Source organism: Cupriavidus sp. 30B13, from assembly GCF_049059565.2.
GTDB lineage: Bacteria > Pseudomonadota > Gammaproteobacteria > Burkholderiales > Burkholderiaceae > Cupriavidus.
Map to the genome: position 1 here is coordinate 2,886,962 of NZ_CP188223.1, position 25,756 is coordinate 2,912,717.

Consider the following 25,756-nt stretch of genomic DNA (forward strand, 5'->3'; position numbering starts at 1 on the left):
GGCAGCTTGCCCCCGGGTCGGCCGCGGCGCCGGGGGCGGGAAGCTCGCCCGGCGCCGGTGCAACTCAATTTGCCTGGGTGGCACGATACGCCATCACGCCTGCCACGGTGAAGAACGATCCGAAGACCAGAATTCTATCATTCTCGGTCGCCCTGCCGAGGGCGTCCCGGTAAGCCGCCTCCGGACTGGGAAAGCAGGCCGCGGTGGCATCCGGGCCGGGCTGGAAACCGCCCTCTTCCAGCTTTTCCAGCAGGTCCGCCGCGCTGGCGGCGCGCGGCGTGGGCAGGTCGCACAGGCACCAGTGGTCCACCTTGTCGGCCAGGTGGCGCAGCACGCCCGCGATGTCCTTGTCCTCCATCGCGCCGAACACCGCGTAGGTGTAGCGGAAGAAGCCCATGTTTTCCAGGTTCTGGCCCAGCGTGGCCGCCGCGTGCGGGTTGTGCGCCACATCGAGGATCACCGTGGGTCGCCCCGGCATGACCTGGAAGCGGCCCGGCAGCTCGACGAAGGCCAGCCCGTTGCGCACTTCCTGCGCGCTCACCGGCAGGCGCGGGCGCATGGCCTGCAGCGCCGCCAGCGCCGCCGAGGCGTTGAGCAGCTGGTTGGCGCCGCGCAGCGCCGGATAGCCCAGCCCGCTGAGCCTGCGCCCGCGCCCGCTCCAGTCCCACTGCTGGCGCTCCTGGCCCTTGGCGGCCTGGTACTGGAAATCGCGGCCCACCAGCCACAGGTCGGCGCCGATGGCCTGCGCGTGGTCGATCACCGACTGCGGCGGCAGCGGGTCGCCCACGATGGCGGGCACGCCGGGGCGGAAAATGCCGGCCTTCTCGTAGCCGATCTTCTCGCGCGTGTCGCCCAGATAATGGGTATGGTCGATGTCCACGCTGGTCACGATGGCGCAGTCGGCATCGATCACGTTGACCGCGTCCAGCCGGCCGCCCAGGCCCACTTCCAGGATCATGGCGTCGAGCCCGGCCGCGGCGAAGGCATGGATGATGGCCAGCGTGGTGAATTCGAAATAGGTCAGGCTGACCGGATCGGCAAAGCTGGTGCGCGCGCGCTCCACCGCCTCGAAATGCGGCAGCAGCTGCGCGTCGGTGGCGAACTCGCCATTGATGCGCGCGCGCTCGTTGAACGAGATCAGGTGCGGCGAGGTGTGGCAGCCCACCTTGTAGCCGGCCTGCAGCAGGATGCGCTCCAGCATGGCGCAGGTGGAGCCTTTGCCGTTGGTGCCGCCCACGGTGAACACCACCGCATCGATGCGCAGCCCCAGGGCTTCCTTGACGCGGGTGATGCGCGCCAGGCCCATGTCGATGCCGACCGGATGGGCGGATTCGAGATGGGTAAGCCATTCGGGGAGCGAGGAAAAGATCGGCATGATGGGTATGGTCTGGTTCAGGGTTTCGCCCGGGCTCGCCGGCGCGCGGGGCGCGTGCGGGGACGGGCGGTCTGCATGTAGCTTAGCGGCTGGCTTTCGCTCTCGCGAAGGGGCCCGTGAGCGGGCGCACAGGTGAACGCACAGGCGGGCGCGCGACGGGTCGAGTGGGTGAGAGTGGGTGATGCAGGGCGTATGTGGGGGCGTTTTCGCCAAGTCAAAGGGCCGCCCGCGCGGCCGCGCGGCCGCGGCCCGCGCCAGCCCGGCGCCCACAAAACGAAAAAGCGCGAACCGGCGTCCGCGCTTTTCCCTTCCACCGCCGCCGGCGGCCTCAGGCCACCGCGTCCGCCGGCTGCTTCTGCAGCAGGGCCAGCAGCTGCGCCAGTTCGTCGCGCATCTTGCGGCGGTCGACGATCATGTCGATGGCGCCCTTCTGCAGCAGGAACTCGGCACGCTGGAAGCCTTCCGGCAGCTTCTCGCGCACGGTCTGCTCGATCACGCGCGGGCCGGCAAAGCCGATCAGCGCCTTGGGCTCGGCGATCACCACGTCGCCCAGGAAGGCGAAGCTGGCGGACACGCCGCCCATGGTCGGGTCGGTGAGCACGCTGATGAACGGCAGCCTGGCGGCCGACAGCTGGTTCAGCATCGAGGTGGTCTTGGCCATCTGCAGCAGCGACAGCAGGCTTTCCTGCATGCGCGCGCCGCCGGTGGCGGTGATGCAGATGAACGGCACCTTCTGCTCCAGCGCCGACTGGGCCCCGCGCACGAAGCGCTCGCCCACCACGGAGCCCATCGAGCCGCCCATGAATTCGAACTCGAAGCAGCTCACCACCACCGGGATGGTGTGGATGGCGCCGCCGATGACGACCATGGCATCGGTCTCGCCGGTGTCTTCCATGGCGGCCTTGATGCGGTCCGGGTACTTCTTGGTGTCCTTGAACTTGAGCGCGTCGACCGGCACGATCTCCTGGCCGATCTCATAGCGGCCCTCGGCGTCCAGCAGCCCGTCCAGGCGCTCGCGCGCGCGGATGCGCATATGGTGGTCGCACTTCGGGCAGACGTGCAGATTGGCCTCGACGTCGGTGCGGTACAGGACCGACTCGCACGACGGGCACTTGACCCACAGCCCTTCCGGAATGCCCTTGCGGGTGGAGGGGTCGGTCTGTTGAATCTTGGGAGGGAGGAGTTTATCCAACCAGCTCATGAAAGGCTCCTTTCGGCACATGCGCGGAACATGTCAGGCCGCGAATTTACCACGCCTGCCGTTCGCAGTCCCCGTTCCGCCGGGTTGATGCGCCGGTTGCGGCACATGGCCGCCAAATTCGATGTTGCGGCGCGGCACCGCGCGCGCATTGCCGCGCCCCGCGGTGCCGCCCGAATCACGTTCAGGCGTCGAGCGCCTGGCGGATTTCCGCGATGAAGGCACGCAGCGATTCTACCGCCTGCGCGCGCGGCGCATCTTCGAGCAACTGCACCAGGCGGCTGCCGATCACCACCGCGTCGGCCACGCTGCCGATCGCGCGCGCGGTCTGCGCGTCGCGGATGCCGAAGCCCACGCCCACCGGCAGGTTGGCATGGCGCTTGATCAGCGGAATACGCGCGGCCACGCTGTCGAGGTCCAGCGTGGCGGACCCGGTCACGCCCTTGAGCGAGACGTAGTACAGGTAGCCGCTGGCCACCTTGGCCACCGCCTCGATGCGGTCGTCGGTGGAGGTCGGCGCCAGCAGGAAGATCGGGTCCATGCCGCTGGCGCGCATCAGCGCGGCGAAGGACTCGCATTCCTCGGGCGGGTAGTCCACCACCAGCACGCCGTCCACGCCGGCCGCGCGCGCGGCGCGGGCGAAGGTTTCCTCGCCCATGCGCTCGATCGGGTTGGCATAGCCCATCAGCACCACCGGGGTGGCGTTGTCGGTCTGGCGGAATTCGGCCACCCAGGCCAGCACCTGGGTCAGCGACACGCCCTGCGCCAGCGCGCGCTCGGAGGCGCGCTGGATCACCGGGCCGTCGGCCATGGGGTCGGAGAACGGCACGCCAAGCTCGATCACGTCGGCGCCGCCGGCCACCAGCGCGTGCATCAGCGCCACGGTCAGGCCGGGCTCGGGATCGCCGGCGGTGATGAACGGAATCAGGCCCTTCTTGTTGCGCGCGGCCAGCGCCGCGAAAGTCGATTGGATCCGGGACATGGTCATTGAGCGAAGTTGGGCGACTGCGTGGACGAAGACGGCAGCAGGGGCTCGTCGTTCGCAGCGGCGATGATCAGGGTGGCAGGCTCGGCCTGCGGCGCGGTGATGGCCCTGGCGACGCGCTCGCGCGCCACGCCGGCGTACTCGGGGTTCATCTCGAAGCCGACGAAACGCCGCCCGTGGCGGGCGCATGCCACCGCGGTGGTGCCGCTGCCGGTAAACGGATCGAGCACCAGCCCGCCGGGCGGGCAGCTGGCCAGCACCATGCGCTGCACGATGTCGAGCGGCTTCTGGGTCGGGTGGGCGGCGCGCTCCGGGTCCTGGCGGTGGATGCGCGGCACGCTCCACAGGTCCTTCGGGTTGTAGCCCACTTCCAGCCACTTCTTGCCCTCGAAGCGCGGACGGCTGCGCGCTTTCTTGGTCTCGGCGTCGTACGGCACGCGCACCGGGTCGAGATCGAAGTAGTAGTCGCGCGCCCGCGCGAAGAAGCCGATGTTGTCGTGCACCGAGGAAAACTTGCGCGTGGTGCCGCCCATGCTCGGCACGCGCCGGTCCCAGATGATCTCGTTGATCATGGTCAGGCGCTGCTTGAGCATCACGAACAGCTCGGGCGAATACTGCCAGGTGCAGAACAGGTAGAGCGAGCCGCGCGGCGCCAGCTTGGGCACCACGGCATCGATCCACGCGGCCGACCATTCCAGGTAGGCCGGCCCCGAGAGGCGGTCGGAATCGTTGCCGTAGTCCTTGCCCAGGCCATAGGGCGGGTCGGCCACGATCAGGTCGATCGAGTCGTCGGGAATGCGCTTGATGCCTTCGAGCACGTCTTCCTGGTACAGCAGCAGTTGCGGCGCCGCGCTCGCTGCGGGCGCGGCGCCACCCTCGGTGGCGTCCGGCGTGAAGAGATCGCGCATCAGAGCTTCAGCCCCGCGCGCTCGGCCACGGTGTGCATGTCCTTGTCGCCGCGGCCGGACAGGTTTACCAGCAGCAGCTGGTCCTTGGGCAGCGTCGGCGCCAGCTTGCAGGCGTAGGCGATGGCATGGCTCGACTCCAGAGCGGGGATGATGCCCTCGATGCGGCAGCAGTCGTGGAAGGCCTTGAGCGCTTCCTCGTCGGTGATGGGCACGTATTCGGCGCGGCCGATGTCCTTGAGCCAGGCGTGCTCGGGGCCCACGCCCGGGTAGTCCAGGCCGGCCGAAACCGAATGGGTCTCGATGATCTGCCCGTTATCGTCCTGCAGCAGGTAGGTGCGGTTGCCGTGCAGCACGCCCGGCGAGCCGCCGATCAGCGAGCAGGCGTGGCGGCCGCTCTCGATGCCGTCGCCGGCGGCCTCCACGCCGATCAGGCGCACGTCCTCGTGCTCGATGTACGGGTAGAAGATGCCCATCGCGTTGGAGCCGCCGCCCACGCAGGCGATCACCGCGTCGGGCTGGCGCCCGGCCAGCTCGGGCATCTGCACCTTGGCCTCTTCGCCGATCACGCACTGGAAGTCGCGCACCATCATCGGATAGGGATGCGGGCCGGCCACGGTGCCGATGATGTAGAAGGTGTTCTCGACATTGGTGACCCAGTCGCGCATGGCTTCGTTGAGCGCGTCCTTGAGGGTCCTGGAGCCGCTTTCCACCGGCACCACGGTGGCGCCCAGCAGCTTCATGCGGTAGACGTTGGCGGCCTGGCGCCGGATGTCTTCCGAGCCCATGTAGACCACGCATTCCATGCCGAAGCGCGCGGCGATGGTGGCGGTGGCCACGCCGTGCTGGCCGGCGCCGGTCTCCGCGATCACGCGCGGCTTGCCCATGCGCCTGGCCAGCAGCGCCTGGCCGATCACGTTGTTGATCTTGTGCGCGCCGGTGTGGTTCAGGTCCTCGCGCTTGAAGTAGATCTGCGCGCCGCCGAGCGTCTCGCTCCAGCGCTGCGCGTGGTAGACCGGCGAGGGCCGGCCGACGAAATGCTTCAGTTCGCGGCGGTATTCCGCGTCGAACTCGGGATCCTTCTGGAAGTGAGCGTAGGCTTCGCGCAGTTCGTCCAGCGCGTGCACCAGCGTCTCGGACACGAAGGAACCACCATAGGGGCCGAAATGGCCACGGGAATCGGGCAGGTCGTACATGAGTCAGCTCTTCTGATCAGGACCCCGGGCCGGTCTGGCGGGGTCCGATGAAATGGGGTCGTGCGCCTGTCAGGCGCAGCGCATGCGGAAAGCCGGCGGACCGGAGTCCTGTCTCACCCGGCATCCGCGCTGCGCACGGCGCGCACGAACGCGGCAATCCTGGCGTGGTCTTTCACGCCCTTGGCAGCCTCCACGCCGCTGCTTACATCGACAGCGTAGGGCCGCACGCGCTCAATCGCGCCAGCGACGTTTTGCGCGTTCAACCCACCACTCAAAACGATCCGAGGAGCGGCGCTTGCGGTCGGGTTGTGGATAGGCGGAAGCCATGCGGGGGGTATCAGGGTCCAGTCGAAGACGTGGCCGCCGCCGCCGTAGCCTTCGACGAAGGCATCGAGCAGCAAGGCAGCGGCATCGCGGTGCAGATCGGCGAATTCTACCAAATCGAGGCCGGCCCGGACGCGCGCCGCGCGCATAAAAGGCAGCCGGCAGCGCTGCGCCGCCAGCGTACACGCCTCCGGCGTCTCGTCGCCGTGGAACTGGAGTAGCGTAAGCGGCACCCGCTCGGCGACATGGGCGATCTCTTCGGCGTCCGCGTTGACGAACAGCCCGACCACCGAGACAAAGGGGCCGGCCGCCTCGGCCAGCGCGGCCGCGCGCGCCACGTCGACGTAGCGCGGGCTGGCCGGATAGAACACCATGCCGATCGCGTCGACGCCGGCGTCCACCGCGGCGCGCACGTCCTCCTCGCGCGTCAGGCCGCAGATCTTGACGCGGGTGCGGTGCGGCTGGGCAACCGGCTCAGGCAACGGGTTCATCGGCGAACACTCCATGGAACAGGCTGCCCGACGCATCGGCGGCGGGCAGGCGGTAGGGCTCAGGATACTTCACCGCGGCCAGGTAGAGGCCGTCGGGCATGAAGGTGGGCGCCGCCTTGGCGCGGCTGCGCCCGGCCAGCACTTCGGCCAGCCACGCGGGCGGATAGCGCCCGCGCCCGACCGCCACCAGGCAGCCCATCAGGTTGCGCACCATGTGGTGCAGGAAGGCGCTGGCGCGAAAGCGCACGAAGACCCAGTTGCCGTCCGCCTTGAGCGTGACGTCGTACATGGTCTTCACCGGCGACCTGGCCTGGCATTCGGCCGCGCGGAACGCCGAGAAGTCGTGCTCGCCGAGCAGGCAGCCGGCCGCCGCGCGCATCGCATCGAGGTCCAGCCCCTGTCCCGGCGGCAGCATCAGGTAGCCGGCCCGGCCGTGCACCAGCGGCACGCGGTGCGGCCCCACGTAGAGCGCGTAGTAATACATGCGCTCGAAGGCCAGGAAGCGCGCGTGGAAACCCTCGTCGACCGGCTGCGCCCATTGCAGGGCGATGGACGGCGGCAGGAACGCGTTGATGCCACGCACCCACGAGAACGGCTCGCGCGCCAGTTCGGTATCGATGTGGATGACCTGCCCGAGCGCGTGCACGCCGGTATCGGTGCGGCCGGCCACGGTGGTGAGCAGGCGCGTGCCGGCGAACTGCTCGATCGCATCCTCGAGGCGGTCCTGCACCGTATTGCGGTGCGGTTGCGACTGCCAGCCTGAGAAGCTGGCACCGTCGTAGTGGAGGCCGAGGGCGATGCGCGTCATGTAGCGGAAACCGGGCGGAGCGGGAGTGAGTGTGGATGAAGGCGTAAGGCGCGGCGTCCGGGCCGGACGCCAGAAAGCAAAATGCGCCGGCAGCCAGGCTCCGGCGCATTGGCGGCGGGCCGGCGCACCCTGCGCCCGGCCCGCCATGATACAGGCTCGCTCGTCAGGCCACCTCGCGCAGCAGGGAGCGGGCCTCGGTCTGCAGGGGTTCCTGCGACTGGTCGACCACTTCCTGCAGCAGCTCGCGTGCGCCTTCCTTGTCGCCGATCTCGATATAGGCGCGCGCCAGATCGAACTTGATCTGCATGTCGCGGCTGCCATCGAGCGGATCGGCGGACAGGGTGCTCGGCGAAATGCCGCGCGCCGTGTCCAGCCCGCTCTCCGCGCTCACGCGCGACAGGTCGATCGGCTCGGCCAGCTTGCCGTCGCGCAGCATGGTGGGCGCCGGCAGCGACACGCCTTGCACCGGCACGTCATGCACGGCCGACAGATGGTCCGCATTGGCGCTGGCCGGCGCCGACGGGTTGAGGTCGAGCGAGATGCCGGACATGTCGAAGTCCAGCGGGCGGCTGCGCGTGGGCGTATCCAGCGGCGGCACGCCGTGGCTGCCGGGGCGGGCGTCGCCGGCCGGCAGCGGCAGGTCCAGGCCATCGTCCAGGCCGTGGTCCAGGCCGTCGTCGAGGCGCGTGGCCAGCACCGACGGCTCCTCGGCATTGCCGAACACCATGGCGGCGGACTCCGGCGCGGTGATCGGCGTGCCTGCGGCGGGCGCCGGGAAGCCGTCGAGCGGGAGCGCCAGATCGCCGAGGTCGCCCAGCGCCGTCTCGCGCGGCGGCGCCGCGGGGTCCTGCGAGGGATCGTGGGTGCGCCACTGATCGCCCGGCAGGGTCGTGGTGTCGCTCATGACATCGGGCGCCACCGTGAGGTACAAGGCATTGTCCGGCTCCAGGCGGCGCCCCATCTCGGCCGCCTGTGCCCACTCCGCCCCCTGCCCGCCCGTCTGGGCGAACATTTCTTCTGCAATCACGCGAAAACCTTCCACATCCTGACGATTGTTGTAAATCTCCATGAGCTTGAGGCGGATCGCCTGCCGCTCAGGGTCTTGCTCCAGGGCTTCGCGCAGGATTTCCTCGGCCTGCACATCGCGCCCGTAGGCGATATAGACGTCGGCCTCGGCGATCGGATCGACTTCGTTGGCTTCCGCGGCATTGTTGCCGATGCGGAAATCGGCGCCGAACACGCTGTGCTGCGAGGTGTCGACGCTCTGCCCGCCGGCCGTGCCGAACAGCGAGTGGGCGCCGGCCATGACGGTGCTTTCCTGCGACAGGATGCTGTCCTGGAAGGCGGCATTCTCGCCGGCCTTCTGCTGCTGGCGGCGGCGGTAGATGGCATAGCCGCCCAGCAGCGCGATCAGCAGGCCGCCACCCGGCAGCAGCATCGGGTTGGCGAGCAGGTCCTCGAGGAAGGACGGCTGTGCCACCGGCTGGGGCTGCGCCACCAGCGGCGGGCGCCTGGCCGCCGGCGCCGAAGCGGCGGACGGCCTGGCGGCAGCCGCCGCAGGCTGGGCACCGGCGCCGCTGGCGGCGGTGGCCGCAACCGGGGCCGGGGCCGGCGCGGCAGGCGCCGAAGCCGCCGCGGCTGGGGCCGTGGCGGCAGCCGCGGTTGCCGTGGCGGCGCTGGCAGCCTGGGCAGCCTGGGCGGCCGGCGCGGGCGTGGCGTCCGCGCTGGCGGCATCCGCCTTGGCCGCCGGCACCACGGCCGGGGCCGCAGCGGTTCCCGTGGCCGGGGCCTTGGCGGCCTGGGCCTGGCCCAGCTTGGCGATCTCGGCGTTCTTCAGCTCGACCAGCCGCTGCATGTCGGTCACGTTCTTCTCGAGCTGCGCGAGACGTGCCTCGGCTTCCTTGAGCTGGCGTTCCTTGGCGATATTGGCTTCGGCCGCAGCAGCGGCCGCCGCCGTGCTGCCCTGCTCGGGCTTGCTGAGCTTGAGCTCGTCGCGCGGGCCGGCGGCCGGCGCGGCCTGCTCCTGCACGCGCGCGGTGACATTGCCCGATTGCGAGCGCCCGCTCTCGGCTTCCACCGAACGCGCCGCGGCCGCGCTGGCCAGGCGGCCGCGATAGGCTTCGAATCCTTGCGTGCGCGCCACCACTTCGCGGCGCGCCGCGCGCGGCGCGACCGCCTGCGCTTCCTGCTGGCTCGGCACCTTGAGCACCACGCCCGCCTTGAGGCGGTTCATGTTGCCGCCGACGAAGGCATTGGGATTGTTGCGATAGAGCGCGACCAGCATCTGGTCGAGCGAGACCGAATCCTGGCCTTGCAGGGCCTCGCCGGCGATCGAGGAAAGATTGTCGCCACGCTGCACGGTGTACGAACCGCCGGCAGCCTCGGCCACCTGCGGCGCCGCGCGGCGCTGCGGTGGCGCGGGCACCCTGGCCGGCGGGCGGGCGGCCGGCGCGGGCGCCGCGGCCACGGGAGCCGGTGCCGGTGCCGGTGCTGCCACGGCGCTGGGCGCCGGCGCGGGAGCGGCGCCGGCGGCGCCCGACTCGTCGGGCGTGCCGGCCTGCACCACCGTGGTGGGCGAGAACGTCTGGTTGGTCGGCCTGGCGCCGGCCGGATCCAGCAGGAACGTATACGCGCGCGATACCTTGCCGCTGGCCCACGTCATGTCGACGAGGATGTCGACGAAGGGCTCGCTGATCGGCTGGTTGGAACGCACCCGCGCCACGTAGCTGCCGTTGGGACGGCGCTCGACCTGCAGGCGCAGGCTGCTGACCGCCGGCAGGTAGGTCAGGCCGGCCTTGGCATATGCGTCCGGCGAAGCCAGCTTGACGGCAAGGCCGTCCGCTTCTTCCGCACTGACGCCACTGATATCGATTTCCGCCTGCAGCGGCTGACCCAGATTCGACTGTACCCGTAATTGCCCGAACCCCGCGGCGTACGCAGCCGGCTGCGCGAGCAGCAAGCCGAGTGCCGTGAAGGCCAGCGTTGACCAGCGCTGGCGGGCGATAGGCGCATCTTTCCGGCGATGTTGGCTCACACTCACCTTGTGCTCCGTTGTGTTCTAGTAGTGAAATTAACTTAACATCAATGGTTTAGCGCAGCAAGTTAGCGTCCCGACTGAGCCCCGCGCCAACTCTTGCGGGCGTGCGGACAACCGCCTCCGCAGCCCGGCATATGCCGGCTGTATTGTGACCCAACGCTGGAAGAAATAGGCAGCCGCTCGCGACAACGCCGCGCACAGGCGCGGCGTTGTCATCAAAGCGGCAGTTTTTTGTTGCCTGTCAGCAACGAAACTCCGGCGTGCCGCGGCAGCCGCGGAACACCTTGTTTCAAGACATGGCTGCGCGGGCCGCCGGGCGGCCCGCCACCGGTCAGGCTTCGATCAGGATGCGCAGCATGCGGCGCAGCGGCTCGGCCGCGCCCCACAGCAACTGGTCGCCCACGGTGAAGGCCGAGAGGTACTCGCCGCCCATCTGCATCTTGCGCAGGCGGCCGACCGGGATGGTCAGCGTGCCGGTGACGGCGGCCGGCGTGAGGTCGGTCATGCTCGCCTCGCGCGTGTTCGGCACCACCTTGGCCCACTGGTTGTTGGCGGCCAGCATGCCTTCGATCTCGTCGAGCGGCACGTCGCGGCGCAGCTTGATGGTCAGCGCCTGCGAGTGGCAGCGCATCGCGCCGATACGCACGCACAGGCCATCCACGGCGATCGGCGCGGCGCCGGTGGCGCCCACGAAGCCTTCGCCGCGGCCCAGGATCTTGTTGGTCTCGGCGCCGCCCTTCCACTCTTCGCGCGACACGCCGTTGCCCAGGTCCTTGTCGATCCAGGGAATCAGGTTGCCGGCCAGCGGCACGCCGAATTGCCTGGTTTCACCGGCCGACAGGCCATGCTGGGTCGCCAGGATGGTGCGGTCGATCTCGAGGATCGCCGAAGCCGGGTCATCCAGCAGCGGCTTGACCGAGGCGTTGAGCGTGCCGAACTGGGTCAGCAGTTCGCGCATGTGCTGCGCGCCGCCGCCCGACGCGGCCTGGTACGTCATGGAGGTCATCCATTCGATCAGGTCGTGCTGGAACAGGCCGCCCAGGCCCATCATCATGCAGCTGACCGTGCAGTTGCCGCCGATGAAATTCTTCACGCCCTTGGACAGCGCATCCTTGATCACGCCGAGGTTGACCGGGTCGAGCACGATGATCGCATCGTCCTTCATGCGCAGCGAAGACGCCGCGTCGATCCAGTAGCCCTTCCAGCCCGCCGCGCGCAGCTTCGGGAATATCTCGGTGGTGTAGTCGCCGCCCTGCGCCGTGAGAACGACATCGCACTTGCGCAGCGCTTCGATATCGTTGGCGTCTTTCAGCGTGGTTTCGTTCCGGGCCATGGCCGGGGCCTGGCCGCCGGCGTTGGACGTGCTGAAGAATACGGGCTCGATATGGTCGAAATCGCCTTCTTCCTGCATGCGTTGCATCAGGACGCTGCCGACCATTCCTCGCCAACCGACGAGACCTACAATCATGACTTACCTCGGATGTGATTTGAACTTCTTCCCCGCGCTTTCCTCGCCCGGCGTGACTGCGCGGGGAAGACGAGCAGGCACGACGAACGATCTAGCCGATCGCTTTGGTGGTAATGGTTTTAATCGTCGTTGCGGTAAGCGGGTGGCCGTGCGAACCCAGGCCGGCCGGGCTGCTGGTGGCAGTCAGGAGGAGGCTGGCAGTCGAGGGGGACTGGAAGATTCGGACCATCCGCAAAGTCTACACGATTTTGTGGCAGCGCCGCACGCGCGAAATCGGGGACAAATTAAAGAAAAACGGCAGGAAACAGAAGAAAAGGCGCCCCGTGGGACGCCTTTTCGACTTGCCGGCCGGCAGCCGCGCGGTGGCGCTTACAGCGCCGCCAGCACCGCCTCGCCCATCTCGCGCGTGCCGACCTGCTTGCAGCCCGGGGTCAGGATGTCGCCGGTGCGGTAGCCCTGCGCCAGCACTTTCTTGACGGCATTCTCGATGCGGTCGGCCTGCTCGGCGCGGCCCAGCGAGTAGCGCAGCATCATCGCCGCCGACAGGATGGTGGCCAGCGGATTGGCCACGCCCTTGCCGGCGATGTCCGGCGCCGAGCCGTGCGACGGTTCGTACAGGCCCTTGTTGCTGGCGTCCAGCGAGGCCGACGGCAGCATGCCGATCGAGCCGGTCAGCATGGCGGCCTCGTCCGACAGGATGTCGCCGAACATATTGCCGGTGACGATCACGTCGAAGCTCTTGGGCGCCTTGACCAGTTGCATGGCCGCGTTGTCCACGTACATGTGCGACAGCTCGACTTCCGGGTATTCCTTGTGCACGTCGATCACGACGTCCTTCCAGAACTGGAAGGTCTCGAGCACGTTGGCCTTGTCCACGCTGCACAGCTTCTTGCCGCGCTTGGCCGCGGCCTGGAACGCCACGTGGGCGATGCGGCGGATTTCCGGCTCGCTGTAGCGCATGGTGTCGAAGCCTTCGCGCGCGCCCTGGAAGGGGCCGTCCGGCGCCTCGCGCATGCCGCGCGGCTGGCCGAAGTAGATGTCGCCGTTGAGTTCGCGCACGATCAGGATATCCAGGCCGGCCACCAGCTCGGGCTTCAGGCTCGACGCGCCGGTCAGCTCGGGATAGCAGATCGCCGGACGGAAGTTGGCGAACAGCTGCAGGTGCTTGCGCAGGCCGAGAATCGCCTGCTCGGGGCGCAGCGGGCGCTCCAGCTTGTCGTATTTCCAGTCGCCCACGGCGCCGAACAGGATGGCGTCGGCTTCCTTGGCCAGCTTGAGCGTGGCGTCGGGCAGCGGATGGCCGCTGGCCTCGTAGCCGGCGCCGCCCACGGGCGCGGTTTCCAGCTCGAACTTTTCGTCGAGCGCGTTGAGGACCTTGACGGCTTCCGCCACGATCTCGGGACCGATGCCGTCACCCGGCAGGACTGCGATTTTCATGCTGTGTCTTCCTAGTACCTAGTATTGTCCTGGCCGGCTCAGCCGACCACGCGGTTGTTCAGCCACGGCATCCGGGTCACGCGCTCGGCCTCGTATGCCTTGATCTTGTCGGCATGGCGCAGGGTCAGGCCGATGTCGTCGAAGCCGTTGAGCATGCAGTACTTGCGGAACGGCGCGATGTCGAACGCATAGGCGTCGCCGCCCGGCGTGAGCACCACCTGCTTGTCGAGGTCGATGGTCAGCTTGTAGCCGTTGAACGCGTTGGTCTCGTTGAACAGGTGGTCGACCTGCAGCTCGGTCAGCACCACCGGCAGCAGGCCGTTCTTGTAGCAGTTGTTGAAGAAGATGTCGGCGAAGCTCGGCGCGATCACGGCGCGGAAGCCGTATTGCGTGAGCGCCCACGGCGCGTGCTCGCGCGAACTGCCGCAGCCGAAGTTGCGGCGCGCCAGCAGGATCGAGCCGCCCTGGTAGCGCGGCTGGTTCAGCACGAAGTCCGGGTTGAGGGGGCGGCGGCTGTTGTCCTGGCCGGGCTGGCCCACGTCCTTGTAGCGCCACTCGTCGAACAGGTTGGGGCCGAAGCCGGTGCGCTTGATCGACTTGAGGAATTGCTTGGGGATGATGGCGTCGGTGTCGACGTTCTCGCGGTCCAGGGGCACCGTGAGCCCGCTGTGTACAGTGAACTTGTCCATGGTCTGTTCCTTACTTGCGGGCCGCGCTTTCGAGCGAGCGGCCCGCTGCCTGGGTGTCCTTGCCGATGCCGGCCATGGTGTTGCAGCCGGCAAGTTGCAGCATGCCGAGGCATGCGAGGGCGATCAGGGCGTATTTCATGATGAAACGGCGTGTATCGGTGTATCTGCGTATCTGCGTATATCGGGCAACGCTTCAGCCGAGCTGGCGGATATCGACGAAATGGCCCTCGATGGCGGCCGCGGCGGCCATCGCCGGGCTCACCAGGTGGGTGCGCCCGCCCGCGCCCTGCCGGCCCTCGAAGTTGCGGTTCGAGGTGGAAGCGCAGCGCTCGCCCGGATCGAGGCGGTCGGCATTCATGGCCAGGCACATCGAGCAGCCCGGCTCGCGCCATTCGAAGCCGGCGGCCTTGAAGACCTTGTCCAGCCCTTCGCGCTCGGCCTGTTCCTTGACCAGCCCGGAGCCCGGCACCACCATCGCCAGCTTGACGTTGCCGGCCACGCGGCGGCCCAGCTTCTGCACCACCCACGCGGCGGCGCGCATGTCCTCGATGCGGCTGTTGGTGCAGGAACCGATGAAGACCTTGTCGATCTTGATGCTGCTTACCGGCACGTTGGGCTGCAGTCCCATGTACTCGAGCGCGCGCTCCATGGCGTTGCGCTTGTTCGGGTCCTTTTCCTTCTCGGGATCCGGCACGCGGTCTTCGATGCTGACCACCATCTCGGGCGAGGTGCCCCAGGTCACCTGCGGGCGCACGTCTTCCGCGCGCAGCTCGACCACCTGGTCGAAATGCGCGCCGGCATCGGAATGCAGCGTGCGCCAGTACGCCACGGCATGCTCCCACTCCACGCCCTGCGGCGAGAACGGACGGCCCTTGACGTAGTCGAGCGTGACGTCGTCCACCGCCACCAGGCCGGCGCGGGCGCCCGCTTCGATGGCCATGTTGCACACCGTCATGCGCCCTTCCATGGTCAGGTCGCGGATGGCCGAGCCGGCGAACTCGATGGTGTAGCCGGTGCCGCCGGCGGTGCCGATCCGGCCGATGACGGCCAGCACGATGTCCTTGGCGGTGCAGCCGCGCGGCAGCTTGCCTTCCACGCGCACCAGCATGTTCTTGGCCTTCTTGCCCAGCAGCGTCTGCGTGGCCAGCACGTGCTCCACCTCGGAGGTGCCGATGCCGTGCGCCAGCGCGCCGAACGCGCCGTGCGTGCTGGTATGCGAGTCGCCGCACACCACCGTCATGCCCGGCAGCGTGGCGCCCTGCTCCGGCCCGATCACGTGCACGATGCCCTGGCGCAGGTCGTTCATCTTGAACTGGGTGATGCCGTAGGCGTCGCAGTTGGCGTCCAGCGTGTCCACCTGCAGCTTCGAGACCGGATCGGCGATGCCTTCGCTGCGGTCGGTGGTCGGCACGTTGTGGTCCGACACGGCCAGGTTGGCGCTGATGCGCCAGACCGGACGCTGCGCGAGCTTCAGGCCTTCGAACGCCTGCGGGCTGGTGACTTCGTGCAGCAGGTGGCGGTCGATGTACAGCATCGTCGTGCCGTCGTCCTCGACGTGCACGGTGTGGTCATCCCAGAGTTTGTCGTAAAGCGTCTTGGCCATGATGCAGGGGGCGGGCCGGGACCGTTCGGTACAGCACGGTTGGCGGCGTCGCGCGGTAGTTTGCGGGGAGGTTTTGTGCGGCAAATCGTGCAGGAAATACAGCTTGCAGCGATGCTTGACATCACAATCGATTATGCCACAGCGATAGCGCGCGGCCGGACCCCGCCCGGGCGGATCGGGCCTGCCGATGTAATGTGATTGGCGAAAGGGGGATTTCGCCGATGGCGAAAAGGGAGATGGGAAATGGGGAAAGCGCCGCGGCGCGCGCGCGGTGTTTCGGCTGCCGGGGCCGGCTTGCTCCCCTCTCCCGCCTGCGGGAGGGGCCGGGGGAGAGGGCGGGAGCTTGCGAATGCTGCCGTGCCGGAAACAACCGGCGGCTGTGTCGGTGGCCACCAAGCCGGACAACACCGTTGGCCCCGCTTGATGTGGCTCCTGGCCAAACCGCCCCTCTCCCCGTGAGGGGAGAGGGAGAACACCTTGCCTGGGCCAGCTCTCGCGGCGTGGGCCCATTCCCGGGCTTCGGCTGGCGCGCGTGGGGGATTGTGCCGTTCAGCCGCCCAGGTAGGCGCTCCGGATGCGGTCGTTCGCCAGCAGGTTGGCACCGCTGTCCGCCAGCACCACGCGCCCCGTTTCCAGCACATAGCCGCGGTCGGCCACGCCGAGCGCCTTGTTGGCGTTCTGCTCGACCAGGAACACCGTGACGCCTTCGTCGCGGATGGCGCGGATGATGTCGAAGATCTGCGCGATCACCAGCGGCGCCAGGCCGAGCGTGGGCTCGTCGAGCAGCAGCAGGCGCGGGCGGCTCATCAGCGCGCGGCCGATGGCCAGCATCTGCTGCTCGCCGCCGGACATGGTGCCGGCGCGCTGGCCCGAACGCTGCTTCAGGCGCGGGAACAGCGTGTAGACGTGCTCGATGCCCGCCTCGACCTCGTCGCGCTTGCCGAAGAAGCCGCCCATCTTGAGGTTTTCGAGCACGGTCAGGCTGGGAAACACGCGCCGCCCTTCCGGCGAGATCGCCATGCCCAGGCGCATGATCTCGTGGGTGGGCAGGCGCGTGATGTCCTGCCCCTCGAACAGCACGCGCCCGCTGGAGGCGCGCGGCGAGCCGCACACGGTCATCATCAGGGTGGTCTTGCCGGCGCCGTTGCTGCCGATCAGCGTGACGATCTCGCCCTTGTTCACTTCGATCGATACGCCGCACAGCGCCTCGACGGCGCCGTAGTGGGTATGGACCTGTTCCAGCTTCAGCATTTAGTCCTCTCCCAGGTAGGCCTTGATCACGCGCGGGTCGTTGCGCACCTCGTCCGGCTTCGCCGTCACGATCGGGCGGCCGTGCTCCATCACCAGGATGCGGTCGGACACGCCCATCACCAGGCTCATGTCGTGCTCGATCAGCAGCACCGAGATGCCGAACTCGCGGCGCAGCTGGTCGATCAGCTGCGACAGTTCGGCCTTTTCCTGCGGGTTGAGGCCGGCGGCCGGCTCGTCGAGCATCAGCAGGCGCGGGTTGGTGATCATGCAGCGCGCGATCTCCAGCCGGCGCTGATGGCCGTACGACAGCGTGCCCGCCTCGCGGTTGGCCACGTTGCGCAGGCCCATGCGCTCGAGCCACACCCCGGCGCGCTCCAGCGCCGCGCGTTCGGCGCGGCGGTAGGCCGGCGTGGCGAACAGGCCGTGCAGGAGGCCGGAGCGCACCTGCAGGTGCTGCGCCACCAGCAGGTTCTCGACCACCGTGAGCTGCTTGAACAGCCGGATGTTCTGGAAGGTGCGCACCAGGCCGCGGCGCGCCACCTGGTGGCTGGGCAGGCGGGCGATCGAGTGCCCGTCCAGCGTGACCTCGCCGGCGGTGGGCTTGTAGAAGCCGCCCACGCAGTTGAACACCGTGGTCTTGCCGGCGCCGTTCGGGCCGATGATGGCGAAGACCTCGTCGCGGCGCACGTCGAAATCGATGCCGTCCACCGCCAGCAGGCCGCCGAAGCGCATCTGCAGGCCGGAAACCTTCAGCAGTTCCGCGTCTTGTACTTGGTGTGCCAGGCTCATTGCGGCAACTCCACATGGGGGCGGCTCGCGGGCAGCAGGCCCTGCGGACGCCACATCATCATCAGCACCATCACCAGGCCGAAGATCAGCATGCGGTACTCGGCAAAGCCGCGCGCCACTTCCGGCAGCACGGTCAGCAGGATCGCGGCCAGGATCACGCCCAGCTGCGAGCCCATGCCGCCCAGCACCACCACCGCCAGGATCAGCGCGGACTCGATGAAGGTGAACGATTCGGGATTGACCAGGCCCTGGCGCGCCGCGAAGAACGCGCCGCCGAGGCCGGCGAAGGCCGCGCCCAGCGTGAACGCCGACAGCTTGATGCGGGTCGGGTTCAGGCCCAGCGAGCGGCACGCGATCTCGTCCTCGCGCAGCGCTTCCCACGCGCGCCCCATCGGCATGCGGATCAGCCGGCTGGTGACGAACAGCGTGAAGGCCACCAGCAGCAGCGCCAGCAGGTACAGGAAGATCACCATGTGCTCGCCGCTGTATTCCCAGCCCAGCAGCTCGTGGAAGGTCCTGGCGCCCTCCACGCTCGCGCTACGCGCCATCTCGATGCCGAACACGGTCGGCTTGGGAATGCCCGAGACGCCGTCCGGGCCGCCGGTGAGGCTGGTCAGGTTGTTGAGCAGCAGGCGGATGATCTCGCCGAAGCCCAGCGTGACGATGGCCAGGTAGTCGCCGCGCAGCCGCAGCACCGGGAAGCCCAGCAGGAAGCCGAAGGTCGCCGACATGCCGGCGGCGATCGGCAGGCATTCCCAGAAGGTCAGGCCGAAGTACTGGTTGAGCAGCGCGTAGGTGTAGCCGCCCACCGCGTAGAAGCCCACGTAGCCCAGGTCGAGCAGCCCGGCGTAGCCCACCACGATGTTCAGGCCCAGGCCGAGGATCACGTAGATCAGCGCCAGCGTGGCCACGTCCACCGCGCCGCGCGAGCCGAAGAACGGCCACACCAGCCCGACGGCCAGCAGCAGCCAGATCACCTTGCGCTGGCGGTCCGCGCCAAGCGCCGGCAGGGCCGGCAGCCTGACGCCGGCGCTGGCGCGCTGGAACAGCGGCTTGAACAGCTGGAACAGGAACACCGCGCCGACCGCCAGCCAGACCGGCTGCCAGTGCGGCTCGAGCACCACCTTGTAGCCTTCGAGCTTGAGCTGCAGCCCGAGCACCGGCACGGTGAGGATGGCGGTCATGACCGCCGCGGTGATGGCGTTCTTGAGGGATTGCCCCATGGATGCGTCGTTTCTCATCGCGCGCTCCTCAGACTTTTTCCACGTCCGGCTTGCCGAGCAGGCCGGTCGGGCGGAACAGCAGGATCAGCACCAGCAGGCCGAAGGCCACCACGTCCTTGTACTCGGCCGGCATGTAGCCCGAGGCGAAGGTCTCGGCCAGGCCCAGCAGCACGCCGCCCAGCATGGCGCCGGGAATGCTGCCGATGCCGCCCAGCACCGCCGCGGTGAAGGCCTTGATGCCCGCCACGAAGCCGATGAAAGGATTGAGCTTGCCGATGCTCAGCCCGATCAGCACGCCGCCCACCGCCGCCAGCATCGCGCCGAGCACGAAGGTAAACGAGATCACGCGGTTGGTGTCGATGCCGAGCAGGTTGGCCATGCGCATGTCCTCGGCGCAGGCACGGCACGCGCGGCCCATGCGCGAGTGGCCGATGAACAGCGTCAGCGCCACCATCAGCACCAGCGTCACGCCGACGATCAGCAGGCGCGAGTACGGCACGGTCACGGTGAAGTCGCCGCCCATCTGGAATTCGATGGCGCCGGAGATCAGCACGGGCACCGAGACATCGCGCGCGCCCTGCCCGATCTGCACGTAGTTCTGCAGGAAGATGGACATGCCGATGGCGGAGATCAGCGGCACCAGCCGCGGCCCGCCGCGCAGCGGCCGGTAGGCCACGCGCTCGACGGCGAAGCCGTACATGCCGGTGACCAGCACCGATACCAGCAAGGCGGCGCCCAGCACCAGCGGCAGCGGATAGCCCGCCTGCGCGCCGATCGCGGTGAGCGTCACCAGGCCCACGTAGGCGCCGATCATGTAGATCTCGCCGTGGGCGAAGTTGATCATGCCGATGATGCCGTAGACCATGGTGTAGCCGATGGCGATCAGCGCATAGATCGCACCCAGCGTGAGGCCGTTGACCAGCTGCTGGGTGAACTGTGGAAGGAACTCGTTCATGCGGGAAGCCCCATAACTTTGAAACCGGAAGCCCCGCCGCGCCGCGGTCATGCCGCGGCGCGCGGGCCGGCCGGGCCGGCAGCCCGATGCCAAAGCGCCCCGCCGGCATGCCGGGCGGGGCGCGCGAAGCCGGTGTGCGGCTTAGTTGGCTGCGGTCTTGGTGGCGTCCTTGTGCCAGGTGAAGACGACGAACTTGAACGACTTGAGGTCGCCCTGGGCGTCGTACTCGACCTTGCCGATCGGGGTCTGGAAGGCGTTCTTGTGCATGTACGCGGCAACCTTGGCCGGATCGGTGCTCTTGGCGCCGGCGATGGCGTCGCCGATGATCTGCACGGCGGCGTACGACGGCATCTGGAACGGGCCGTTGGCGTCGCGCTTCTTGTCGGCGAAGGCCTTGACCAGCGCCGCGTTGGCCGGGTCGGCCGAGAAGTCGGCCGGCAGCGTGACCAGCATGCCTTCGGACGACGGGCCGGCGATGGCCGTCACGTCCTTGTTGCCTACGCCTTCGGGACCCATGAAGGTGGCCTTGACGCCCTGCTCGCGCGCCTGGCGCAGCAGCAGGCCCATCTCGGGGTGGTAGCCGCCGAAGTAGACGAAGTCCACGCCCTGCGACTTGAGCTTGGTGATCACGGCGGAGTAGTCGGAGTCGCCGGCGTTGATGCCTTCGAACACCGCCACCGGGATCTTGGCGGCTTCCAGGTCTTTCTTCACCGACGAGGCGATGCCCTGGCCGTAGGACTGCTTGTCGTGCAGCACGGCGACCTTCCTGGGCTTGACCTTGGCGATGATGTACTGGGCGGCGGCCGGGCCTTGCTGGTCGTCGCGGCCGATGGTGCGGAAGATGAACTTGCGCTTCTTGTTCTCGGTCAGCTGCGGCGCCGTGGCCGACGGCGTCACCATCACGATGCCTTCGTTCTCGTAGATGTCGGAGGCCGGGATGGTCGAGCCCGAGCACACGTGGCCGATCACGTACCTGATCTTCTGGCTGACGATCTTGTTGGCGACGGCGACGGCCTGCTTCGGTTCGCAGGCATCGTCCATCAGCACCACCTCGAACTTGTTGCCGCCGGCGCCGCCTGCAGCGTTGATCTGTTCGATGGCGGTCAGCGCGCCGGCCTTCACCATGTCGCCGTACTGGGCAACCGAGCCGCTCATGGGGCCGGCGATGGCGATCTTGACGGTTTCCGCGTGGGCGGCGGCGCCGAAGGCCACCAGTGCGGTGGCCAGGGAGATGGACGTAAGACGGGACAGCGTCATCAGGAGCTCCTCGATTATGTAGTGGTCATCCGGGCTTACGGCGGCATGACCTGCGCAATCGAACAACACCCGCGAGCTACTACCGAGAAAGACGCCCGAGACGCGGAAGACGGGCCGACGATGACAATGAAAACGTGTGCGGGGCCCGGCATGTGTCAGCCCTGCGCCCGTGGCGAAGGACCTTGGTTCGGAAAGACAACGTTGATGCGTTCTCTATTGCGCAGGTGATTCGCCTGCCCCGCTCGCCGCGGCGCAGTCCGGAAGGGTGGCCCGGCTGCTGTCGGCAAAGCAGCCCGCATTATAGGGTCAAATTCCCCGTCCGGCGCCAAATCTGCACAACTAATGAGGATCTTATCCGTTCAACCACGGCACAAATCGCCGTGAATTGCCGGTTTCGCCACCTTTATGGCATCGATTCTCCCGCAACGCACAAACGGTGCCGGCCTTGAATGACAAACGCCCCGGCAAGCCGGGGCGTCTGGTATTGCTGCACTGCTACAGGCGGCCGCGCGGGCCGCCCGCCGGGGAAAATCAGCGCTTGCCGATTTCCGGCACGTCGCGGCTGGCCGCGCCGTTGAACAGCTGGCGCGGACGGCCGATCTTGTATTCCGGATCGGTGATCATCTCTTCCCACTGCGAGATCCAGCCCGGGGTGCGGGCCAGCGCGAAGATGCAGGTAAACAGCGAGGTCGGGATGCCCAGCGCGCGCTGCACGATGCCCGAGTAGAAGTCGACGTTCGGGTACAGCTTGCGGCTGACGAAGTATTCGTCTTCCAGCGCGATCTTTTCCAGCTCCATCGCCAGCTTGAACAGCGGGTCGTTGTGCAGGCCCAGTTCGTTCAGCACTTCGTGGCAGGTTTCGCGCATCAGCTTGGCGCGCGGGTCGTAGTTCTTGTACACGCGGTGGCCAAAGCCCATCAGGCGCACGCCCGAGTTCTTGTCCTTGACCTGCTTGATGAACTCGGTGATGTTGTCGACGCTGCCGATTTCCTCGAGCATCTTCAGCGCTGCCTCGTTGGCGCCGCCGTGGGCCGGACCCCACAGGCAGGCCACGCCGGCGGCGATGGCCGCGAACGGGTTGGTGCCCGACGAGCCGGCCAGGCGCACGGTCGAGGTCGAGGCATTCTGTTCGTGGTCGGCGTGCAGGATGAAGATGCGGTCCAGCGCGCGTTCGAGCACCGGGTTCACCTTGTACGGCGCGCACGGCGTGCCGAACATCATCTGCATGAAGTTGCCCGAGTACGACAGGTCGTTCTGCGGATAGATGTACGGCTGGCCGATGTTGTACTTGTAGGCCATCGCGACCAGGGTCGGCATCTTGGCGATCAGGCGGATCGCGGAGATTTCGCGCTGGTGCGGATCGTCGATGTCCATGGCGTCGTGGTAGAACGCGCTCATGGCGCCCACCAGGCCGGTCAGCACGGCCATCGGGTGGGCATCGCGGCGGAAGCCGCGCAGGAAGAACTGCATCTGCTCGTGGACCATGGTGTGGTTCATCACGGCGCCGACGAATTCTTCCTTCTGCTTGGCGTTGGGCAGCTCGCCCTTGAGCAGCAGGTAGCAGGTTTCCAGGTGATCGCACTTGGTGGCCAGTTGCTCGATCGGGTAGCCGCGGTACAGCAGCTCGCCCTTGTCGCCGTCGATATAGGTGATCTTCGAATTGCACGAAGCCGTCGACATGAAACCGGGGTCGTAAGTGAACTTACCGGTTTGACCGTACAGCTTGCGAATATCGATCACGTCCGGACCTACGGTACCGGTGTAAATCGGCAGCTCGACGCTGGGGGAACCATCGGAAAACGATAGCGTGGCTTTCACATCGGACGGTGTCATGTCGGTTCCTTCAAATGCTTGACTAATGATGTTGACGATACTCAGACCGAACGCAGCAGGGAGATCACGTGCCGCATCGGGGGCGTGTCGAGCTCACCGTCCAGCTCCTTGCGGGCAAGCAGCAGGTCCATCAACTCGTTGTCGCTCAGCTCGAACAGCTGGGAGAGCGACGCCACGTCCTCATCGGACAGGCTTTGTTCGTAACGGTTGAAAAAACGTTCGACGATGATGTCGTTCTCCAGGAGGCCGCGCCGCGCGCGCCAGCGCAGTCGCGCACGCCGGTGCGGATCGGCCTGGTGGGAGAAACTGGGGGAAATACTTTCGGTCATAGGTCCCTACCTACTTCCGGCGCGCCGGCCGGGCCCTGCATATTGCTGGCCCGGGCTGACGCGCCGCTTACAACCACCGTGCGGTCAGACCGAGCGGCGAACCATCAGCTCCTTGATCTTGCCGATGGCCTTGGTCGGGTTCAGCCCCTTCGGGCAGACGTCGACGCAGTTCATGATGCTGTGGCAGCGGAACAGGCGGTACGGGTCGTTCAGGTCGTCCAGACGCTGGCCGGTGGCCTGGTCGCGGCTGTCCGCGATGAAGCGGTAGGCCTGCAACAGGCCGGCCGGGCCGACGAACTTGTCCGGGTTCCACCAGAACGACGGGCACGACGTCGAGCAGCTCGCGCACAGGATGCACTCGTACAGGCCATCGAGCTCGTCGCGTTCCTCGGGCGACTGCAGGCGCTCTTTCTCGGGCGGCGGCTCGTCGTTGATGAGGTACGGCTTGATCGAATCATACTGCTTGAAGAACTGCGTCATGTCGACGATCAGGTCGCGCACCACCGGCAGGCCGGGAAGCGGGCGCAGCACGATGCGGTCGGGCAGCTCGCGCATGTTCGTCAGGCACGCCAGGCCGTTCTTGCCGTTGATGTTCATTGCGTCCGAACCGCACACGCCTTCGCGGCAGGAACGGCGGAACGAGATCGACTCGTCGAGCTTCTTCAGCTTGACCAGCGCGTCCAGCAGCATGCGCTCGTGACCGTCCAGCTCGACCTCGTAGGTCTGCATGCGGGGGGCCGCATCCTTGTCCGGATCGTAGCGGTAGACTTCGAAAATACGCTTCATTTCTGTGGGTCCTGTTTAGCTCTTCGACGCGGTGCTTAGAAGGTCCGGGCCTTGGGCGGAACGCTTTCCACCGTCAGCGGTTCCATCTTCACCGGCTTGTAGTCGAGGCGATTGCCTTCGCTGTAGAACAGCGTGTGCTTGAGCCAGTTCTGGTCGTCGCGATTGGGGAAATCGCTGTGGGCGTGCGCGCCGCGCGACTCTTTGCGGGCAGCGGCCGAGATCATGGTCGCCTTGGCCACTTCCACCAGGTTGGCCACTTCCAGGGCTTCCACCAGCGCGGTGTTGAAGACCTTGGACTTGTCCTTGAGGTGGATGTTGGCGGCGCGCTCGGTCACTTCCAGGATGCGCTCGACACCTTCGTCCATCAGCTTCTGCGTGCGGAACACGCCCGCATGCGACTGCATGTTGCGGCGGATGTCGTTGGCCACGTCCTGGGTGTACTCGCCCGACGACGACGACTCCAGCTTGGCCAGGCGCGACAGGGCGCGGTCGGCGGCGTCGGCCGGCAGCGGCTTGTGCTCTTTCTGCTTGATCGCGGTGGCGGCGATGTGGTTGCCGGCCGCGCGGCCGAACACCACCAGGTCCAGCAGCGAGTTGGTGCCCAGGCGGTTGGCGCCGTGCACCGACACGCACGAGCATTCGCCGATCGCGTAGAAACCGTTGATGACCTCGTTGGGGTTGCCGTTCTTGGGCGCCACCACCTGGCCGTTGAAGTTCGTCGGGATGCCGCCCATCTGGTAATGGATGGTCGGGACCACGGGAATCGGTTCCTTGATCGCGTCGACGTTGGCGAACTTCAGGCCGATTTCGCGGATCGACGGCAGGCGCTTCATGATGGTGTCCGCACCGACGTGGGTGAGGTCCAGCAGCACGTAGTCGCCGTTCGGGCCGCAGCCGCGCCCTTCCTTGATTTCCTGGTCCATCGAGCGCGAGACGAAGTCGCGCGGCGCCAGGTCCTTCAGCGTCGGCGCGTAGCGCTCCATGAAGCGCTCGCCGTCCTTGTTGCGCAGGATGCCGCCTTCGCCGCGCACGCCTTCGGTGATCAGCACGCCCGCGCCGGCCACGCCGGTCGGGTGGAACTGCCAGAACTCCATGTCTTCCAGCGGCACGCCGGCGCGCGCCGCCATGCCCAGGCCGTCACCGGTGTTGATGAAGGCGTTGGTGGAAGCGGCGTAGATGCGGCCCGCGCCGCCGGTGGCGAACAGCGTGGTCTTGGCTTCGAGGATATAGACTTCGCCGGTTTCCATTTCCAGCGCGGTCACGCCCAGCACGTCGCCGTCCTGGTCGCGGATCAGGTCCAGCGCCATCCATTCGACGAAGAAGTGGGTCTTGGCCCGCACGTTGCGCTGGTACAGCGTGTGCAGCAGCGCGTGGCCGGTCCGGTCGGCCGCGGCGCAGGCGCGCTGGACCGGCTTCTCGCCATAGTTCGAGGTATGGCCGCCGAACGGGCGCTGGTAGATGGTGCCGTCGGGGTTGCGGTCGAACGGCATGCCGAAGTGTTCGAGCTCGTAGACCACCTTGGGCGCTTCACGGCACATGAATTCGATCGCGTCCTGGTCGCCCAGCCAATCGGAACCCTTGATGGTGTCGTAGAAGTGATAGTGCCAGTTGTCCTCGCTCATGTTGCCGAGCGAGGCACCGATGCCGCCCTGCGCCGCCACCGTGTGCGAGCGCGTGGGGAACACCTTGGAGAGCACGGCCACGTTCAGGCCGGCTTCCGCGAGCTGGAGGGATGCGCGCATCCCGGCGCCGCCCGCCCCGACGATGACCACGTCAAAGCGACGACGCGGCAATCCTGTCTTGACTGCGACCATTTA

General features: G+C 67.6%; 22 protein-coding genes. All 22 read right to left on the reverse strand.

What is annotated here, in order from left to right; all coding sequences use genetic code 11:
* Positions 1-64: 64 nt before the first annotated feature.
* The 22 genes from folC to sdhA all read right to left on the reverse strand — a co-directional run bounded on the left by folC (position 65) and on the right by sdhA (position 25,753).
* On the reverse strand, positions 65-1,375 hold the full coding sequence (gene folC / locus ACKI2N_RS13325; protein WP_420997081.1) for a bifunctional tetrahydrofolate synthase/dihydrofolate synthase: 1,311 nt from the start codon (positions 1,373-1,375) through the stop codon (positions 65-67).
* Positions 1,376-1,703: 328 nt separating this feature from the next.
* Entirely contained in the window at positions 1,704-2,576 is an 873-nt protein-coding gene (gene accD, locus ACKI2N_RS13330; RefSeq protein WP_420997080.1) for an acetyl-CoA carboxylase, carboxyltransferase subunit beta, read from the reverse strand.
* Between the two features lie 181 nt (positions 2,577-2,757).
* Entirely contained in the window at positions 2,758-3,555 is a 798-nt protein-coding gene (gene trpA / locus ACKI2N_RS13335; protein ID WP_420997079.1) for a tryptophan synthase subunit alpha, read from the reverse strand.
* Between the two features lie 2 nt (positions 3,556-3,557).
* Positions 3,558-4,466, reverse strand: a complete 909-nt coding sequence (locus ACKI2N_RS13340; RefSeq protein WP_420997078.1) for a DNA-methyltransferase — start codon at positions 4,464-4,466, stop codon at positions 3,558-3,560.
* Entirely contained in the window at positions 4,466-5,659 is a 1,194-nt protein-coding gene (gene trpB / locus ACKI2N_RS13345; protein WP_420997077.1) for a tryptophan synthase subunit beta, read from the reverse strand. Before trpB ends, ACKI2N_RS13340 begins: the two co-directional genes overlap by 1 nt.
* Positions 5,660-5,772: 113 nt before the next feature.
* Complete coding sequence (locus ACKI2N_RS13350; RefSeq protein ID WP_420997076.1) at positions 5,773-6,474, reverse strand: phosphoribosylanthranilate isomerase; 702 nt, start codon at positions 6,472-6,474, stop codon at positions 5,773-5,775.
* Positions 6,458-7,282 carry a tRNA pseudouridine(38-40) synthase TruA gene (gene truA / locus ACKI2N_RS13355; RefSeq protein ID WP_420997075.1) on the reverse strand — a complete coding sequence of 275 codons (825 nt, stop codon included), beginning with the start codon at positions 7,280-7,282 and terminating at the stop codon, positions 6,458-6,460. Before truA ends, ACKI2N_RS13350 begins: the two co-directional genes overlap by 17 nt.
* Positions 7,283-7,445: 163 nt before the next feature.
* Entirely contained in the window at positions 7,446-10,322 is a 2,877-nt protein-coding gene (locus ACKI2N_RS13360; RefSeq protein WP_420997074.1) for a FimV/HubP family polar landmark protein, read from the reverse strand.
* Between the two features lie 328 nt (positions 10,323-10,650).
* On the reverse strand, positions 10,651-11,787 hold the full coding sequence (gene asd, locus ACKI2N_RS13365; RefSeq protein WP_420997073.1) for an aspartate-semialdehyde dehydrogenase: 1,137 nt from the start codon (positions 11,785-11,787) through the stop codon (positions 10,651-10,653).
* Between the two features lie 369 nt (positions 11,788-12,156).
* Positions 12,157-13,224, reverse strand: a complete 1,068-nt coding sequence (gene leuB, locus ACKI2N_RS13370) for a 3-isopropylmalate dehydrogenase (RefSeq protein WP_420997072.1) — start codon at positions 13,222-13,224, stop codon at positions 12,157-12,159.
* A 38-nt stretch (positions 13,225-13,262) separates the two neighbouring features.
* Complete coding sequence (gene leuD / locus ACKI2N_RS13375) at positions 13,263-13,913, reverse strand: 3-isopropylmalate dehydratase small subunit (RefSeq protein WP_420997070.1); 651 nt, start codon at positions 13,911-13,913, stop codon at positions 13,263-13,265.
* 10 nt (positions 13,914-13,923) lie between these two features.
* Positions 13,924-14,052, reverse strand: coding sequence for an entericidin A/B family lipoprotein (locus ACKI2N_RS13380; RefSeq protein WP_420997069.1), 129 nt, complete (start codon positions 14,050-14,052; stop codon positions 13,924-13,926).
* A gap of 54 nt (positions 14,053-14,106) precedes the next feature.
* Positions 14,107-15,516 carry a 3-isopropylmalate dehydratase large subunit gene (gene leuC, locus ACKI2N_RS13385; protein WP_420997068.1) on the reverse strand — a complete coding sequence of 470 codons (1,410 nt, stop codon included), beginning with the start codon at positions 15,514-15,516 and terminating at the stop codon, positions 14,107-14,109.
* A 549-nt stretch (positions 15,517-16,065) separates the two neighbouring features.
* Complete coding sequence (locus ACKI2N_RS13390) at positions 16,066-16,767, reverse strand: ABC transporter ATP-binding protein (RefSeq protein ID WP_420997067.1); 702 nt, start codon at positions 16,765-16,767, stop codon at positions 16,066-16,068.
* Positions 16,768-17,556 (reverse strand): high-affinity branched-chain amino acid ABC transporter ATP-binding protein LivG, encoded by a 789-nt coding sequence (gene livG, locus ACKI2N_RS13395; protein WP_420997065.1) that lies wholly within the window; start codon positions 17,554-17,556, stop codon positions 16,768-16,770.
* Positions 17,553-18,797, reverse strand: coding sequence for a high-affinity branched-chain amino acid ABC transporter permease LivM (locus ACKI2N_RS13400; RefSeq protein ID WP_420997064.1), 1,245 nt, complete (start codon positions 18,795-18,797; stop codon positions 17,553-17,555). The genes livG and ACKI2N_RS13400 overlap by 4 nt, the downstream gene beginning before the upstream one ends.
* A 10-nt stretch (positions 18,798-18,807) precedes the next feature.
* Entirely contained in the window at positions 18,808-19,734 is a 927-nt protein-coding gene (livH, locus tag ACKI2N_RS13405) for a high-affinity branched-chain amino acid ABC transporter permease LivH (protein WP_420997063.1), read from the reverse strand.
* A gap of 141 nt (positions 19,735-19,875) precedes the next feature.
* Positions 19,876-20,991: a branched-chain amino acid ABC transporter substrate-binding protein gene (locus ACKI2N_RS13410; protein ID WP_420997062.1), complete on the reverse strand. Its 1,116-nt coding sequence runs from the start codon at positions 20,989-20,991 to the stop codon at positions 19,876-19,878.
* Positions 20,992-21,522: 531 nt separating this feature from the next.
* Positions 21,523-22,824, reverse strand: a complete 1,302-nt coding sequence (gene gltA / locus ACKI2N_RS13415; protein WP_420997061.1) for a citrate synthase — start codon at positions 22,822-22,824, stop codon at positions 21,523-21,525.
* A gap of 41 nt (positions 22,825-22,865) precedes the next feature.
* Positions 22,866-23,153, reverse strand: coding sequence for a succinate dehydrogenase assembly factor 2 (locus ACKI2N_RS13420; RefSeq protein WP_420997060.1), 288 nt, complete (start codon positions 23,151-23,153; stop codon positions 22,866-22,868).
* Between the two features lie 84 nt (positions 23,154-23,237).
* Complete coding sequence (locus tag ACKI2N_RS13425) at positions 23,238-23,939, reverse strand: succinate dehydrogenase iron-sulfur subunit (RefSeq protein ID WP_020200774.1); 702 nt, start codon at positions 23,937-23,939, stop codon at positions 23,238-23,240.
* A 35-nt stretch (positions 23,940-23,974) separates the two neighbouring features.
* Positions 23,975-25,753, reverse strand: a complete 1,779-nt coding sequence (gene sdhA / locus ACKI2N_RS13430; protein WP_420997059.1) for a succinate dehydrogenase flavoprotein subunit — start codon at positions 25,751-25,753, stop codon at positions 23,975-23,977.
* Positions 25,754-25,756: the final 3 nt, after the last annotated feature.

Excerpts from the sequence above, each read along its gene's own strand:
- livG (WP_420997065.1), bottom strand. The coding sequence starts at position 17,556 with ATGAGCCTGGCACACCAAGTACAAGACGCGGAACTGCTGAAGGTTTCC.
- leuB (WP_420997072.1), bottom strand. The coding sequence starts at position 13,224 with ATGAAAATCGCAGTCCTGCCGGGTGACGGCATCGGTCCCGAGATCGTG.
- trpA (WP_420997079.1), bottom strand. The coding sequence starts at position 3,555 with ATGTCCCGGATCCAATCGACTTTCGCGGCGCTGGCCGCGCGCAACAAG.
- ACKI2N_RS13420 (WP_420997060.1), bottom strand. The coding sequence starts at position 23,153 with ATGACCGAAAGTATTTCCCCCAGTTTCTCCCACCAGGCCGATCCGCAC.
- ACKI2N_RS13425 (WP_020200774.1), bottom strand. The coding sequence starts at position 23,939 with ATGAAGCGTATTTTCGAAGTCTACCGCTACGATCCGGACAAGGATGCG.
- ACKI2N_RS13340 (WP_420997078.1), bottom strand. The coding sequence starts at position 4,466 with ATGCGCGATCTCTTCACGCCGGACGCCACCGAGGGTGGCGCCGCGCCC.
- accD (WP_420997080.1), bottom strand. The coding sequence starts at position 2,576 with ATGAGCTGGTTGGATAAACTCCTCCCTCCCAAGATTCAACAGACCGAC.
- truA (WP_420997075.1), bottom strand. The coding sequence starts at position 7,282 with ATGACGCGCATCGCCCTCGGCCTCCACTACGACGGTGCCAGCTTCTCA.
- ACKI2N_RS13400 (WP_420997064.1), bottom strand. The coding sequence starts at position 18,797 with ATGAGAAACGACGCATCCATGGGGCAATCCCTCAAGAACGCCATCACC.
- ACKI2N_RS13390 (WP_420997067.1), bottom strand. The coding sequence starts at position 16,767 with ATGCTGAAGCTGGAACAGGTCCATACCCACTACGGCGCCGTCGAGGCG.
- trpB (WP_420997077.1), bottom strand. The coding sequence starts at position 5,659 with ATGTACGACCTGCCCGATTCCCGTGGCCATTTCGGCCCCTATGGTGGT.
- leuD (WP_420997070.1), bottom strand. The coding sequence starts at position 13,913 with ATGGACAAGTTCACTGTACACAGCGGGCTCACGGTGCCCCTGGACCGC.
- livH (WP_420997063.1), bottom strand. The coding sequence starts at position 19,734 with ATGAACGAGTTCCTTCCACAGTTCACCCAGCAGCTGGTCAACGGCCTC.
- leuC (WP_420997068.1), bottom strand. The coding sequence starts at position 15,516 with ATGGCCAAGACGCTTTACGACAAACTCTGGGATGACCACACCGTGCAC.
- ACKI2N_RS13410 (WP_420997062.1), bottom strand. The coding sequence starts at position 20,991 with ATGACGCTGTCCCGTCTTACGTCCATCTCCCTGGCCACCGCACTGGTG.
- asd (WP_420997073.1), bottom strand. The coding sequence starts at position 11,787 with ATGATTGTAGGTCTCGTCGGTTGGCGAGGAATGGTCGGCAGCGTCCTG.
- folC (WP_420997081.1), bottom strand. The coding sequence starts at position 1,375 with ATGCCGATCTTTTCCTCGCTCCCCGAATGGCTTACCCATCTCGAATCC.
- gltA (WP_420997061.1), bottom strand. The coding sequence starts at position 22,824 with ATGACACCGTCCGATGTGAAAGCCACGCTATCGTTTTCCGATGGTTCC.
- ACKI2N_RS13380 (WP_420997069.1), bottom strand. The coding sequence starts at position 14,052 with ATGAAATACGCCCTGATCGCCCTCGCATGCCTCGGCATGCTGCAACTT.
- sdhA (WP_420997059.1), bottom strand. The coding sequence starts at position 25,753 with ATGGTCGCAGTCAAGACAGGATTGCCGCGTCGTCGCTTTGACGTGGTC.
- ACKI2N_RS13350 (WP_420997076.1), bottom strand. The coding sequence starts at position 6,474 with ATGAACCCGTTGCCTGAGCCGGTTGCCCAGCCGCACCGCACCCGCGTC.